The sequence below is a fragment of the Mycolicibacterium neoaurum genome (assembly GCF_036946495.1).
GTDB classification, from domain to species: Bacteria; Actinomycetota; Actinomycetes; order Mycobacteriales; family Mycobacteriaceae; genus Mycobacterium; species Mycobacterium neoaurum_B.
The window spans coordinates 113,835-127,771 of the sequence record NZ_JAQIIX010000002.1 but is presented as its reverse complement, the minus strand read 5'-3'; the positions used below and the strand labels follow the sequence as shown (position 1 = coordinate 127,771).

General features: G+C 68.8%; 15 protein-coding genes. 13 read left to right on the top strand and 2 right to left on the bottom strand.

The window, feature by feature from the left end; translation table 11 throughout:
• The first annotated feature begins 46 nt into the window (after positions 1–46).
• The 8 genes from PGN27_RS06070 (at position 47) to PGN27_RS06035 (ending at position 7,008) form a co-directional block, all read left to right on the top strand.
• Positions 47–1,285 carry a glutamate-5-semialdehyde dehydrogenase gene (locus tag PGN27_RS06070; RefSeq protein ID WP_335325354.1) on the top strand — a complete coding sequence of 413 codons (1,239 nt, stop codon included), beginning with the start codon at positions 47–49 and terminating at the stop codon, positions 1,283–1,285.
• 30 nt (positions 1,286–1,315) lie between these two features.
• Positions 1,316–2,209 (top strand): AAA family ATPase, encoded by an 894-nt coding sequence (locus PGN27_RS06065; protein ID WP_335328645.1) that lies wholly within the window; start codon positions 1,316–1,318, stop codon positions 2,207–2,209.
• On the top strand, positions 2,206–3,660 hold the full coding sequence (locus PGN27_RS06060) for a vWA domain-containing protein (RefSeq protein ID WP_335328644.1): 1,455 nt from the start codon (positions 2,206–2,208) through the stop codon (positions 3,658–3,660). The genes PGN27_RS06065 and PGN27_RS06060 overlap by 4 nt, the downstream gene beginning before the upstream one ends.
• Before the next feature lie 119 nt (positions 3,661–3,779).
• Positions 3,780–4,412, top strand: coding sequence for a nicotinate-nucleotide adenylyltransferase (nadD, locus tag PGN27_RS06055; protein WP_335325353.1), 633 nt, complete (start codon positions 3,780–3,782; stop codon positions 4,410–4,412).
• Positions 4,409–4,789 (top strand): ribosome silencing factor, encoded by a 381-nt coding sequence (gene rsfS / locus PGN27_RS06050; protein ID WP_335325352.1) that lies wholly within the window; start codon positions 4,409–4,411, stop codon positions 4,787–4,789. Before nadD ends, rsfS begins: the two co-directional genes overlap by 4 nt.
• Positions 4,786–5,442 carry a glucosyl-3-phosphoglycerate phosphatase gene (gene gpgP / locus PGN27_RS06045; protein ID WP_335325351.1) on the top strand — a complete coding sequence of 219 codons (657 nt, stop codon included), beginning with the start codon at positions 4,786–4,788 and terminating at the stop codon, positions 5,440–5,442. The genes rsfS and gpgP overlap by 4 nt, the downstream gene beginning before the upstream one ends.
• Complete coding sequence (octT, locus tag PGN27_RS06040; protein ID WP_335325350.1) at positions 5,432–6,175, top strand: diglucosylglycerate octanoyltransferase; 744 nt, start codon at positions 5,432–5,434, stop codon at positions 6,173–6,175. Before gpgP ends, octT begins: the two co-directional genes overlap by 11 nt.
• Positions 6,172–7,008 carry a DegV family protein gene (locus tag PGN27_RS06035; RefSeq protein ID WP_335325349.1) on the top strand — a complete coding sequence of 279 codons (837 nt, stop codon included), beginning with the start codon at positions 6,172–6,174 and terminating at the stop codon, positions 7,006–7,008. Before octT ends, PGN27_RS06035 begins: the two co-directional genes overlap by 4 nt.
• Here the strand turns inward: PGN27_RS06035 and PGN27_RS06030 are convergent.
• Entirely contained in the window at positions 6,992–8,059 is a 1,068-nt protein-coding gene (locus tag PGN27_RS06030; protein ID WP_335325348.1) for an NAD(P)H-dependent amine dehydrogenase family protein, read from the bottom strand. The genes PGN27_RS06035 and PGN27_RS06030 overlap by 17 nt on opposite strands.
• A gap of 103 nt (positions 8,060–8,162) precedes the next feature.
• On the opposite strand from PGN27_RS06030, the gene PGN27_RS06025 reads away from it, so the two are divergent.
• The 4 genes from PGN27_RS06025 (at position 8,163) to holA (ending at position 11,995) form a co-directional block, all read left to right on the top strand.
• The gene (locus PGN27_RS06025) at positions 8,163–8,564 is read left to right on the top strand and encodes a DUF6841 family protein (protein ID WP_335325347.1); all 402 of its coding nucleotides are present in this window, start codon (positions 8,163–8,165) and stop codon (positions 8,562–8,564) included.
• A gap of 107 nt (positions 8,565–8,671) precedes the next feature.
• Positions 8,672–9,511, top strand: a complete 840-nt coding sequence (locus tag PGN27_RS06020; RefSeq protein WP_335325346.1) for a ComEA family DNA-binding protein — start codon at positions 8,672–8,674, stop codon at positions 9,509–9,511.
• Positions 9,512–11,026 carry a ComEC/Rec2 family competence protein gene (locus tag PGN27_RS06015; RefSeq protein ID WP_335325345.1) on the top strand — a complete coding sequence of 505 codons (1,515 nt, stop codon included), beginning with the start codon at positions 9,512–9,514 and terminating at the stop codon, positions 11,024–11,026.
• Positions 11,027–11,038: 12 nt separating this feature from the next.
• The gene (gene holA / locus PGN27_RS06010) at positions 11,039–11,995 is read left to right on the top strand and encodes a DNA polymerase III subunit delta (protein ID WP_335325344.1); all 957 of its coding nucleotides are present in this window, start codon (positions 11,039–11,041) and stop codon (positions 11,993–11,995) included.
• Between the two features lie 19 nt (positions 11,996–12,014).
• Here holA and PGN27_RS06005 read toward each other — a convergent pair whose 3' ends face one another.
• Positions 12,015–13,349, bottom strand: a complete 1,335-nt coding sequence (locus tag PGN27_RS06005) for an aminotransferase-like domain-containing protein (protein WP_335325343.1) — start codon at positions 13,347–13,349, stop codon at positions 12,015–12,017.
• A 176-nt stretch (positions 13,350–13,525) separates the two neighbouring features.
• Between PGN27_RS06005 and PGN27_RS06000 the strand changes: the two genes are divergently transcribed.
• The gene (locus tag PGN27_RS06000; protein WP_335328643.1) at positions 13,526–13,924 is read left to right on the top strand and encodes a PaaI family thioesterase; all 399 of its coding nucleotides are present in this window, start codon (positions 13,526–13,528) and stop codon (positions 13,922–13,924) included.
• The last annotated feature ends 13 nt before the right edge of the window (positions 13,925–13,937 follow it).

Below are 13,937 nucleotides of genomic sequence, written 5' to 3'. Positions count from 1 at the left end.
TAACCCCCACCGCTCCATCTCGGCCGATGCTCGATACGCTGGCTCAATGAGCGCGCAGGTCCTCGATCTCAAGCAGCAGGTCCACGATGCCGCCGTCGCGGCCCGCATCGCGTCGCGCCGCCTGGCCACCCTGAGCACCGCCGAGAAGAACCGCGCTCTGCACACGGCAGCCGACAGCCTGCTTGCCCAGGTCGCGGTGATCCTGGCGGCCAACGCCGAGGACCTCGATGCCGCCCGCGCCGCCGGGACCGCCGAGGCCATGCTGGACCGGCTCGCCCTCAACCCGCAGCGGGTCGACGGCATCGCCGCCGGTCTGCGACAGGTGGCCGGACTGCCCGACCCGATCGGGGAGGTGCTGCGCGGCAGCACCCTGCCCAATGGTCTGCAGCTGCGCCAGCAGCGGGTACCGCTGGGGGTCGTCGGCATCGTCTACGAGGGGCGGCCCAACGTCACCGTCGACGCCTTCGGTCTGACCCTCAAGTCCGGTAACGCGGTGCTGTTGCGCGGTAGCTCGTCGGCGGCGCGTTCCAATGCCGCTCTGGTGGGTTCGCTGCGCGAGGCCTTGGTCGCCGAAGGCCTGCCCGCCGACGCCGTTGCGCTACTGCCGAGTGAGGACCGCTCGAGCGTCACCCACCTCATCCAGGCGCGCGGTCTGGTCGATGTGGTGATCCCGCGCGGCGGTGCCGGGCTGATCGATGCCGTGGTCCGCGATGCCACCGTGCCGACCATCGAAACCGGCGTCGGAAACTGCCACGTGTTCGTGCACGCCGCGGCCGATCTCGACGTCGCCGAGCGAATCCTGCTCAACGCGAAGACCCGTCGGCCCAGTGTCTGCAATGCCGCCGAGACCCTGCTGGTGGACCGCGCGGTCGCCGATACCGCGGTGCCCCGGCTGGTCACCGCCCTGCAGGACGCCGGGGTGACGGTGCACCTGGACCCCAGCGAGGAGGAACTGCGCGCTGAGTTCCTTTCGATGGACATCGCCGTGCAGATCGTCGACGGTGTCGATGGCGCCATCGACCACATCAACACCTATGGCACCGGACACACCGAGGCCATCGTCACCACCGAATTGGCTGCCGCCCAACGCTTCACCGGGCAGGTCGACGCCGCGGCGGTCATGGTGAACGCGTCGACGGCGTTCACCGACGGTGAGCAGTTCGGGTTCGGCGCCGAGATCGGGATCTCCACCCAGAAGCTGCACGCCCGCGGCCCGATGGGGTTGTCCGAACTGACTTCGACCAAATGGATCGTCTGGGGTGACGGTCAGACCCGTCCGGCCTGATCACACGGACCAGACAGAAAAGAGACCATGTTGAGCGTCCCCGCCCGCCCAGCGCCCCTGTTCGCCGATATCGACGATGTCGCCAAGCGACTCGCCGAGACCGGGTATCTGCCCGACAAGGCCACTGCCACGGCGGTGTTCCTTGCCGATCGGCTCGGCAAGCCGCTGCTGGTTGAGGGACCGGCCGGCGTCGGCAAGACCGAACTGGCCCGCGCGATCGCGCAGACCACCGGCAGCGAACTGGTCCGGCTGCAGTGCTACGAGGGGGTCGACGAATCCCGGGCGCTCTACGAGTGGAACCACGCCAAGCAGATACTTCGCATCCAGGCGGGCACCGCGGGTGGCACCGCCGCCGGAGACTGGGATCAGACCAAGACCGATGTCTTCGGTGAGGAATTCCTGCTCAGCAGGCCGCTGCTGACCGCCATCCGGCGCACCGATCCGACCGTGCTGCTCATCGACGAGACCGACAAGGCCGATATCGAGATCGAGGGTCTGCTGCTGGAGGTGCTCTCCGACTTCGCGGTCACCGTGCCGGAGTTGGGGACCATCAAGGCCGAGCGGGCGCCACTGGTGGTGCTGACCTCCAACGCCACCCGCGAACTTTCCGAGGCGCTCAAGCGGCGCTGCCTGTTTCTGCACATCGACTTCCCCGACGCGGAGTTGGAGCGGCGCATCCTGCTCTCCCGTGTCCCGGAGTTGCCGGAAACGATTGCGGCCGAACTGGTTCGCATCATCGGTGTGCTGCGTGGCATGCAGCTCAAGAAGCTGCCCTCGGTGGCCGAGACCATCGACTGGGGCCGCACGGTGCTGGCGCTCGGCATGGACACCATCGACGACGAGATGATCGCCGCCACCCTCGGTGTCATCCTGAAGAACCAGTCCGATCAGATCAAGGCGGCGGGAGAGCTGAGGCTGAACTGATGTCCCGACGCACCCGCCCGCCACAGCCGTTGGCGCCGCACGGAATCCCCGGCCACCTGGTGGATTTCGTCGAGGCGCTGCGCGGGTCCGGTATTGCGGTGGGGCCGTCGGAAACCGTCGACGCCGGCCGGGTGATGAACGTGCTCGGTCTCGGCGATCGCGGCGCGCTGCGCGAGGGACTGGCGTGTGCGGTGCTGCGCCGCCCGGAGCACCGGGATACCTATGACGCGTTGTTCGATCTGTGGTGGCCCGCGGCGCTGGGCGATCGCACGGTGATCGACGAGGCCGACGCCGACGTGCGTGACGCCAAGGACCCGACCGGCCCGCCCGAGGCGGATATCGAGAGCATGCGCCAGGCGCTGGTCGACATGCTGGGCTCCGATGCCGAACTGGAGAACCTCGACGACCGGCTGACGGCGATGATCGCCCGCATCGTGGAGGCCTACGGCCGGTACAACTCCAGCCGCGGACCGTCCTACTCGTCGTATCAGGCGCTCAAATCGATGGCCCTCGACGATCTGGAAGGGCGGCTGCTTGCCGGGTTGTTGGCCCCTTACGGTGAGGAACCGACTCTTACCCAGCAGGAGATCGCCAAGGCGCTGGCGGCGCAACGCATCTCCCAGCTGCGTCGCATGGTGGAAGCCGAGACCAAGCGCCGTACCGCCGAACAGCTCGGCCGGAACCACGTGCAGATGTACGGGGTGCCGCAACTGTCCGAGAACGTCGAGTTCCTGCGGGCCTCCGGCGAACAGCTGCGCCAGATGCGCAAGACCGTGCAACCGTTGGCCCGCACGCTGGCCACCCGGCTGGCGGCCAAACGCCGCCGCTCGCGCAGTGGTGAGATCGATTTACGCAAGACGCTGCGCAGATCGATGTCCACCGGCGGAGTGCCGATCGATGTCGTGTTGAAGAAACCGCACCCGGCCCGACCCGAGCTGGTGGTGCTCTGCGATGTGTCCGGTTCGGTGGCCGGCTTCAGTCACTTCACCTTGATGCTGGTATCCGCACTGCGCCAGCAGTTCTCCCGGGTGCGGGTGTTCGCCTTCATCGACACCACCGACGAGGTCAGCCACATGTTCGGTCCGGAGGCCGACCTTGCCGTCGCGGTGCAGCGCATCACCAGGGAGGCCGGTGTCTACACCCGCGACGGGCATTCCGATTACGGGCATGCCTTCGTCTCGTTCACCCAGAACTTCCCGAATGTGCTCTCGCCGCGCTCGTCGCTGCTGATCCTCGGTGACGCCCGCAACAACTACCGCAACCCCGAGAGCGAGCTGCTGACCCGGATGGTCAACGCCAGCAGGCATGCACACTGGCTCAATCCCGAGCCCAGGCACCTGTGGGGCAGCGGCGACTCGGCCGTGCCGCGCTACCAGGACCTGATCCCCATGCACGAGTGCCGGTCGGCCAAGCAGCTGGCCTCGGTGATCGACGGTCTGCTCCCCGTCTGATCCGCCGCCGTTTCCGGTGAGCGTGCGTGTCCGTTCGTCGACACGCCGGTCCGGTGGCGGACTCCGCGCACGCTCGCCATGTGCGGGCCGCGGTGATCACTCCCGTAAGCTGCCTGTTCGTGGCCACGCGACGCAGGTTGGGAGTGATGGGCGGGACGTTCGACCCCGTGCATCACGGGCACCTGGTGGCCGCCAGCGAGGTGGCCGATCAGTTCGACCTCGACGAGGTGGTGTTCGTTCCCACCGGCCAGCCCTGGCAGAAGCGCGACCGCGCGGTCACCGCGCCGGAGGACCGCTATCTGATGACGGTGATTGCGACCGCGGCCAACCCGCGATTCTCGGTCAGTCGTGTCGACATCGACCGCGGCGGCCCCACCTACACCAAGGACACGCTGCGTGACCTGGCGGCGCTGAATCCGGACACCGATCTGTACTTCATCACCGGTGCCGACGCGCTGGCCTCGATCCTGTCCTGGCAGAACTGGGAGGAACTGTTCTCCCTTGCCCGGTTCGTCGGGGTGAGCAGGCCCGGCTACGAACTCGACGGGGAGCATATCGCCGCGGCGATGGAGGAGCTCCCCGACGACGCGCTGTCGCTGGTGGAGATCCCGGCCCTGGCGATCTCATCGAGTGACTGCAGGCTGCGCGCCCAGCAGTCCCGCCCCATCTGGTACCTGGTGCCCGACGGGGTGGTCCAGTACGTATCCAAACGCAATCTCTACACACCCACCGCCGAGGAGGCCAGGTCGTGACCGCAACGGCAGAAGCAGTACAGATGGCCACGATCGCGGCCCGTGCCGCCTCGGACAAGCTGGCCGACGATGTCGTCGTGATCGACGTCTCCGAGCAGTTGGTCATCACCGATTGCTTCGTGATCGCCTCGGCGTCCAATGAGCGCCAGGTCAACGCGATCGTCGACGAGATCGAGGACAAGATGCGCGCGGCCGGTCACAAGCCGGCCCGCCGCGAGGGCACCCGTGAGGGCCGCTGGACCCTGTTGGACTACGTCGACATCGTGGTGCACGTCCAGCACACCGAGGAGCGCGAGTTCTACGCCCTCGAGCGGCTGTGGCGGGATTGCCCGACGGTCCCGGTCGATCTCGGTGATCCGCGGGACGGCGCGCAGTGACGGTGCGTCGCCTTGTCCTGTTGCGCCACGGGCAGACCGAGTGGAATGCCGGCAGCCGGATGCAGGGTCAGCTCGATACCGACCTGACCGAGCTCGGACGTCAGCAGGCCGCCGCGGCGGCCGAGGTGCTCGCCGAACGGCAACCGGTGGCCATCGTGTCCTCGGATCTACGTCGCGCGCTGGACACCGCGACCGCACTGGGGGACCGCGCCGGGGTGCCGGTGCGGGTCGATCAGCGGTTGCGGGAGACACATCTCGGGGATTGGCAAGGTCTGACCCACATCGAGGTCGACGAGCGCGCTCCCGGTGCCCGGCTGGCCTGGCGTGACGATGCCCGGTGGGCTCCGCACGGCGGCGAAAGCAGGGTCGATGTCGCCGCCCGCAGCGTACCGCTGGTCGACGAGCTGCTGGTGGCCGAACCCGATTGGGGCGCCGACGGTTCCGACCGACCGGTGGTGCTGGTGGCGCACGGGGGTCTGATCGCCGCGCTGACCGGGGCGCTGCTGGACCTGCCGGTCGACAACTGGCCCGTCCTCGGCGGGATGGGCAACGCCAGTTGGGCGCAGCTGTCGGGACATCCTGTCGACGGCAGGCTCACCTGGCGCCTGGATGTCTGGAACGCCTCCGCGCAGGTGGCCAATGATGTCCTCTGAGCAGCGCCGGACCCTGCTGGTCTTCTGCGATTCGCTGTCCTATTACGGACCCACCGGCGGGCTACCCGCCGACGATCCGCGAATATGGCCCAATATCGTTGCCGAGCAACTGGATTGGGACGTCGAATTGATCGGCAGGATCGGCTGGACCTGCCGAGACGTGTGGTGGGCGGCAACCCAGGACCCGCGTTCGTGGGCGGCGCTGCCGCGCGCAGGCGCGGTGATCTTCGCGACCTGCGGGATGGACTCGCTACCGTCACCGCTGCCGACCGCGCTGCGGGAACTGATCCGTTATGTGCGCCCGCCGATGCTGCGGCGGTGGGCCCGGGACGGCTACGGCTGGTTACAGCCGCGGCTCTCGCCGGTGGCCCGGCCCGCGCTTCCGCCCCATCTGAGCGTCGAGTACCTGGAACAGACCCGGTCGGCGATCGACTTCAACCGGCCGGGGATACCGGTGGTGGCGACAGTTCCTTCGGTGCACATCGCCGAGACCTATGGCAAGTCGCACCGCTGGCGGGATGCCACCGTCGCGGCGATCACCGGATGGGCTGCGCAGCACCGGGTTCCGGTGGTCGATCTCAAAGCCGCCGTCGGTGAATACGTGATGAGCGGGCAGGGCAACCCGGACGGCATCCACTGGAACTTCGAGGCGCACGCCGCGGTGGCCGAGTCGATGCTCACCGCACTCGCCGAGGCCGGCGCGTACCAACCTGAAAAACGCTCGCTTCCATGACCGTTCAGGTGGTCACCGACTCATCCGCGCGACTGGAACCGGATGTGTTGGTAAGGTGGTCGATCCGTCAGGTGCCGCTGCACGTGCTGATCGACGGCAGCGATCTCTGCGATGGTATCGACCAGATCCCCAACGACATCCACGAACGTCACCACGTGACCACCTCCGGTGCCTCTCCTGCGGAACTGGCGCAGGCCTACCGGCAGGCGCTGGCCGACAGCGGTGGTGACGGTGTCGTTGCCGTCCATCTGTCCGCGGCGCTGTCGAGCACCTTCTCCACGGCGGTCGCGGCGGCGCGCGAGTTCGGTTCTGCTGTGCGCGTGGTGAATTCGCGGTCGGCGGCGATGGGTGTCGGCTACGTTGCACAGGCGGCGGCCCGGACGGCGGCCGGTGGCGCCCAGCTGGACGCGGTGGAGGCCGCCGCGCGAGCAGCGATCCCGCGCGGGCGCGTGTTCATCGTGGTGGACCGCCTGGACAATCTGCGACGCAGCGGCCGGATCGGCAAGGGTGCATCGTGGTTGGGTACCGCTTTGTCGCTGAAGCCCCTGTTGCATCTGGACGTCGACGGCCGGCTGGTGCTGGCGCAGAGGGTGCGCACCACGTCCAAGGCACATGCCGCGATGGTCGACGCGATCGCCGCGGCGGTGGGGGAGCGGCCGGCGACCGTGGCGGTGCACCACGTCGACAATCACGACGCCGCCGCCGCATTGGGCGCGGCGCTGACCGACCGCTTACCGCAACTGCAGGGGCTGACGGTCACCGATATGGGGGCGGTGCTCGCCGTGCATGTCGGGGGCGGCGCGGTCGGTGCCTGCGTCAGCCTCGCGGACTGAACCGCCCCGTCACCGGGGGTAGATCCTTGAGCGTGGCGATACCGGGGGCAGCCGCCACGACCGCGGGCACCGCGTTGGTCACCGGCAGCGCGGTGTAGATCATCCCGAGCCCCATGAAGCCGGGTTCGGTCCAGTCCTTGGGCGGCAGACAGTGCAGGACGGTGCGCATGTTGGGCATCCCGAAGACCTGGATGACGTGGCCGTGCTCCAGCGGTTTGGGAGGGGTGACCTGGTCGCCCATGGTCCAGTTGAAGCCGACGCTGACCACGTTGTGGTCACCGACCCAACCTCGGTGGTAGCCGTAGACGCTGCCGACGGTGCCCTTGGGGATCGTCATGAAACCGAGGTCCGAGTCGCCGGTCGCGGCGGTGAAGGTGACGTCGAAGGTCATCCGGTCCAGCTTCGCACCGATGGCGTCGGCCATCATGGCGGCGGATTCGGCGAAGACCTCGCTTTCGCGGCGCACGCTCTCGGCCAGGCCCGGCGTATCGGGATCCTGTGAGAAGCCCATCGCGGTCTGGGTCTCGGCGGACTCGTAGGTCGAGCAGTCCACCGATTCGGTGATCCGGATCTCGTCGACGCGTTCGCAGGAGCCGGAGAGCACCATCCCGACCATATTGGTCATCCCGGGGTGCGCGCCGCTGCCGAAGATGGTGGAATTGCCGGTGGCGCAGGCCTTTTTGATCCGTTCGAGGTCGTGCGGGGTCTGCTTGCCGCCGGTGATCCAGCCGGCGCTGGAGCAGACGTTGATGCCCGACTCGAGCAGGGCCACCAATTCGTCGATATCGGGCCACAGCGGGTTGTAACAGCAGGCGTCAGGCCGCAGGGCGATCAGCTCGCCGATGTCATTGGTGGCCTTGATGCCGGAGGGGGTCGGCCAGCCGGCGAGTTCAGCGGCATCGACGCCCACCTTGTCGGCACCGTGGGCGTACACACCCACCAGTTCCATGTCGTCGCGCCCGATGATGGCGTGCAGTGAGCGACGCCCGATGTTGCCGGTGGTCCATTGGATGACGCGGAGGGCGCCGGTCGCACGCGCTGAGTCAGACATGGAGTGAACACTATTGCCGATATGTTCAGCGACGGGCCGGTTTCGTCGGTTTCGATGCCCGTCGAGGCGCGACTCCCGTCGGGACACAACCTAAACTCTCGCTATGGCAATGGATTCCACGACCGTGCAGGCATGGTTCGACCGCTATGTGGACGTGTTCGCCGCCGTCGTCCGCGGTGCGAAGCCGATGGCCGAGCTGGTGGACTGCTACGCGGTACCGCTCACGCTGACCACCGATGCCGGTGCGGTCAGCCTCACCACCATCGACCAGGTGGTCGCGGTCATGGAAGGCCAGGTCGACGCGCTGCGGTCCCAGCGATATCAGTCCACGACACTGCTCAGCGCGGCCGTCACCGAACTGAACGCCTCGTCGGCCCTCTACCGCGGGGCATTCGTACGCTGTGATGTCGAGGGTGCCGAGTTGGGCCGCGTGGCGGTGACCTATCTGCTTGTCGACGGTCCCGAGCACCCACAGATCGCGGTGCTTGCCTCGCACGGACAATGACGGCAGGCACTCGCCGGTTATCCACAATGCCGCCTTCATCCACAGCCCACTGACTCCGGCGGCGTGACCGGGTGTTCCGGTCATCGGTCCGGCCTACCGTCGGGCGCATGGACACCGAATCGCCGGCCCAGCGACTCTCTCGACGCATCGGCGCCGGCCACGATCGCGGCGCCGATGCGGTCGATCCCGAGGATGCCGATCAGCAGTCCGATGCCGCGCTGGCGCGCTGGCTTCCGGAGGGACCAGCGTCGCGAACCCTCGCCGATCGCATGGCTGCGCTGCGCGCCGATCCGGGACGGGCCGGGGTCATGGCGCTTGTCGGCGTCGGCGTCATGGCCGTGCTGGTGACGGTGTTCACCGTCGTGCGGAGTCCGGATCACCCGGTGAGTGCGGCCAATCTGCCGCCGGTGCAGATGGTGTCGACGGCGAGTTCACCCTCGCCCGCGCCCCCGGGGCCGGTCGTGGTCAGTGTCGTTGGCCTGGTCAACAAGCCGGGGCTGGTCACCCTGGAGGCCGGCGGCAGGGTTGCCGATGCGGTGGAACTCGCCGGGGGAGCGCTCGCCGGTGCCGATCTGGTCGGTCTGAACATGGCCCGACGGGTGGCCGACGGTGAGCAGATCATCGTCGGTCTCGCGGCGGCGCCGGGATCACCGTCGCCGATGGGTAGCTCGGTGCGCGCGGCGGCCGAATCGTCTGGTCAGCCCGGGCCGGCGTCGACCGCCGCGACAACAGGTTCGGGGAGTTCGGCGGGCGGTGGTCAGGTGAACCTGAACACCGCGACCGCCGAGGATCTGGACGCGTTGCCGGGAGTCGGGCCCGTGACCGCCGCTGCGATCATCGCGTGGCGAGATGCCAACGGTCCGTTCGGCAGTGTCGACCAACTCGGCGAGGTGGACGGGATCGGTCCGGCCCGGCTGGACAAGCTGCGTGATCTGGTGGTCGCGTGAATGGCCACGGCGGATGCCCAGGAGCGTCCGGTCGATGTGCGACTGGTCCCCGCGGCGCTGACGGCTTGGGCGGTGACGGCCGCGGGAATCGTATGGCCAGGACTGGCGCCGTGTGCGGTGGTGCTGGTGGCCTGTGCCATCACCGGCGTGCTGACCCGCAGGGGTGCAGTTCGTGCGGGTGTGGCCGGTGTCGCCGCCGTCGCGGTGATGGGTGCCGCTTTCGGTGTGGTGGTCGCATTGCGCAGTGCCGAGGTGCGCCACCATCCGATCGCCGAGAGATACGGGGACCGGTCGGTCGTGACGATCGCCGCCACCGAGTCTCCACGCTCATTGGGGCGCGGTCGGATGATGTTTCGGGCCGGCCTGCGCGAGGTGGACGGCACGCCGTCAGCGGGGATGGTGGTGGTGTTCGCGCCGGTGTCAGAATTCGCCGCCCTGGCCGTGGGTCGCCCCGCCACCTTCACCGCCCGGATCGGACGCCCGCTGCGCGCCGACCTGACCGTTGCGGTACTCACCGCGACAGGTCGCCCCACCCTGGGGGAGACGCCCGCGGTTCGTCGCCTCGCCGGGCACGTCCGGGATCGGTTCTCCGCCGTGGCCCGCCGGGTACTGCCCGCCGACCAGGCTGCGATGCTGCCCGCCCTGGTGCTCGGCGATACCTCGGCGGTCACAGCCACCACGGCCGCGGCGTTCAAGGTTGCCGGTCTCACCCATCTGACCGCGGTGTCCGGCGCGAACGTCACGATCGTGTGCGGTGCGGCGCTGCTGTCGGCGGCGCTGGTGGGTCCCCGGCTGGCGGCCGGGCTGGCGCTCGTGGTGCTCATCGCGTTCGTCATCGTCGTGGAACCCTCGGCCAGCGTGTTGCGTGCCGCGGTGATGGGCGGCATCGGCTTGTTCGCGGTGGTCTCGCACCGCCGGCGGCAGGCGATCCCGGTGTTGTCCTCGGCCGTGATCGCGTTGATGATGGTGGCCCCGCAACTGGCCGTCGATATCGGCTTCGCGCTCTCGGTGGCGGCGACGGCCGCGCTGGTGGTGATCGCCCCCGGCTGGTCGCGCCGGTTGGTCGGCTGGGGCTGGCCCAAGCCGATGGCGGATGCGGTCTGCATCGCGGCGGCGGCGCAGGCGGTCACCGCCCCGCTCGTCGCCGGGATCTCGGGCAATGTCAGCGTCTTCGCGGTCGTGGCCAATGTGCTTGTCGGCGCGGTCATCCCGCCGATCACACTGATCGGGACCGCGGCCGCCGCAGTGTCGGCGGTCTGCGCACCCGTGGCAGAGCTGCTGGTCCGGTTCACCGGCCCCGAGCTCTGGTGGCTGCTCGTCGTTGCCGAGCGGATCGCCGCACTGCCCGATGCCACGGTGCCCGTCCCGGCCGGTGCGCCCGGCATGGCCCTGGTGGCGGCGGCCACGATCGCGGTGATCGTGACCTGGCGGTGGCGGTGGGGCCGCGGCCTCTCGATCGCGGGGCTGTGCTGCCTGCTGGCGTGGACCGTCTCCGGCATCGTCGGCTCGGCATGAAACGATCACGGGGTGACCGAGGGATTGCATCTGGTGCTCGGCGACGAGGAACTGCTGGTCGAACGGGCGGTTGCCGAAGTGCTGCGCGCGGCACGCAAGCGGGCAGGCACCGTCGACGTCCCGGTGGACCGGCTCCGGGCCGGAGAGGTGAGCACCAGCGAGTTGGCCGAACTGCTCAGTCCCTCGCTGTTCGCCGAGGAACGCGTGGTGGTGTTGGAGGCCGCTGCCGAGGCGGGCAAGGATGCGGTGGCGCTGATCCTCAGCTCCGCCGCCGACCTGCCGCCGGGCACCCTGCTCGTGGTCGTGCACTCCGGCGGTGGTCGGGCCAAGGCGATGGCCGATCAGCTCAAAAAGCTTGGCGCCGAGGTGCATCCGTGCGCCAAGATCACCAAACCGGCCGAGCGTGCCGATTTCGTCCGCCGTGAGTTCCGGACGCTGAAGATGAAGGTCGATGACGCCACCGTCACGGCGATCCTCGATGCCGTCGGCTCGGATATCCGCGAACTGGCCGCGGTCTGCTCCCAGCTGGTCGCCGACACCGACGGGCAGGTCGATGTCGCCGCGGTCCGGCAGTATCACAGCGGCAAAGCCGATGTGAAGGGCTTCGAGATCGCCGACAAGGCGGTCGCCGGTGACGTTCCCGGCGCCGCCGAGGCGCTGCGCTGGGCGATGCACAGCGGGGAACCGCATGTCGTGCTCGCCGATGCGCTGGCCGAGGCGGTGCACACCATCGCCCGCGTGGGCCCCATCACCGGAGACCCCTACCGGCTCGCCGGTGAACTGGGCATGCCGCCGTGGCGTATCCAGAAGGCGCAGAAACAATCCCGACGCTGGTCGCGGGATCGGGTGGCCGAGGCCATCCGGGTCGTTGCCGCGCTCAATGCCGATGTCAAGGGCGCGGCGGCCGATGCGGATTTCGCTCTGGAGCGGGCCGTGCGCAGAGTAGCCGAGTTGGCCGCCGACGGCTGAGCCTTGGCGGGCCCCGGGGTCACCAGGGGACCGACAGCACGGTTGTGCGCAAGGTGTCGAGCACCGGACCGAGGTCGTCGAGGGCCGCGGTGGCGAGGGCGAGGCGCAGCGCGTGCGGCCAGTGGCCGGTGGTGTCGAACGCGTCTGCTGTCGACACCAGGATTCCTGCCCGGGCGAGGTGGGCGGCGGCGAGGTCCGCGCGGACCTCGCCGGGTAACTCCAGCCAGCCGAACATCGATGCGGGGTTGGCGCGATAGGCGAGGCCGCGCAGCGCGTTCCGGGCGATATCCTGCCGCGCCCGGGCATCGTCTCGACGAACCGTCTCCAGCCGGGCGACCGTCCCGTCGGCGATCCAGCCGGTGGCCAGTGCCGTCACCACGCTGGGAACACCCCACCCGGTTGCCCGAAGACTGCTCGTCACCCCGGCGGCGTAGACCTTCGGTGCGACCAGATATCCGAAGCGCAGCCCTGTCGCGACACTCTTGGACAGGCCGGCCAGGTAGAACGTGCGCTCCGGGGCCATGGTCTGCAGTGCGGCCGGGGCGTCGACGTCCAGGAAGGCGTAGGTGCCATCCTCGATCAGCAGGGTGTCGTGGCGTCGGGCGATCTCGACAAGGTGTGCCCGTTGCGTCGAATCCAGGGTCCATCCCAGCGGATTGTGCACCGTGGGCATCAGGTAGGCGGCGCGGACCGATCGCGTGGCGCACAGTCTGTCCAAGCCGACCAGGTCCGTTCCGTCGTCACGGACGGGGATCGGCACGATCTCCAGTGCGCGCGCCGCCGCCAGCAGTTTCAATCCGGGATAGGTCAGCGCGTCGGCGGCGATGACATCGCCAGGGCGGGTGGTGGTGATCAGCGCGACATCGAGTGCCTGCTGGGCCCCGTTGGTCAGGAAGACCGAGTCGGGCGTGACGTCGATGGCGCGGTCGAGGAGGTGGGTGGCCACCACTGCCCGTTCGTGACGACGGCCACCGGCCGGTTGCTGGTACAGGATCGATTCGAGATTGCCCGACGTGGACAGGTGTCGCAGCGCATCGCGAAGCATCGTCGTCGTTGCGTCGGCACGCGGTTGGTTGAACGACAGGTCGGCGAGCCGATCGGACGGCAGCCTTCGGTCGGCGTCGATACCGGCGTAACCGCTTTGATCACGGACGAACGTGCCGCGTCCCGGTTCGCCGACGACCAGGCCCATCGCGGTGAGCTCGGCATAGACCCGGCTCGCGGTCGCCAGCGCGATCCCGTGCTCGCGGGCGAGGGTGCGGTGCGCCGGGAGTTTGGTGCCGCTGGTGAGTTCGCCGCGCCGGATCGCACCGGCGTACCGATCGACGATCTGTTTGTAGGTGGCCGGCCGCACGTCCCCAGCGTATCTATGACATTGAGTGGATTGTCCTAATGTAGATGGTTAGCGTTCTGCGCGTCTCACATCTACGTAGGGAGCCGCCCATGTCCGAGCCCGTCCGCGAACTTCCGGTCCTCGACTATCTGCGCAGGAGTCTCGACGGCAGCGCCGCGCCGACCGATCGCACCCATCTGCGCTATCCGACGGCCATCTCGCAGCTGCTCGGTTTCCGGGTCGTCGGCGTCGATGTCGGACACGCGGTGCTCGAGGTGGACGCCGACACGTCGCTGCACGGCAATCAACAGGGCACCGTGCACGGCGGGTTCCTGGTGGAGTTGGCGGATGCGGCCATCGGGACAGCGCAATCCACCACGATCTCGCCGGGTGAGTCGTTCACCAGCATCGACGTACACGCCACGTTTCTGCGTCCGATGTGGAGCGGTCGGTTGACCGCCACCGCATTCGCCACGCATACCGGCCGCACGGTCAGCCATTTCCAGTGCGATATCGCCAGGGTCGACGGCAAGCGGGTGGCGACGGTGACCAGCGCCGTCATGACGCTGCGCGGTGATCAGGCGCGGGGTCGGTAGCAGCTACCCGGAC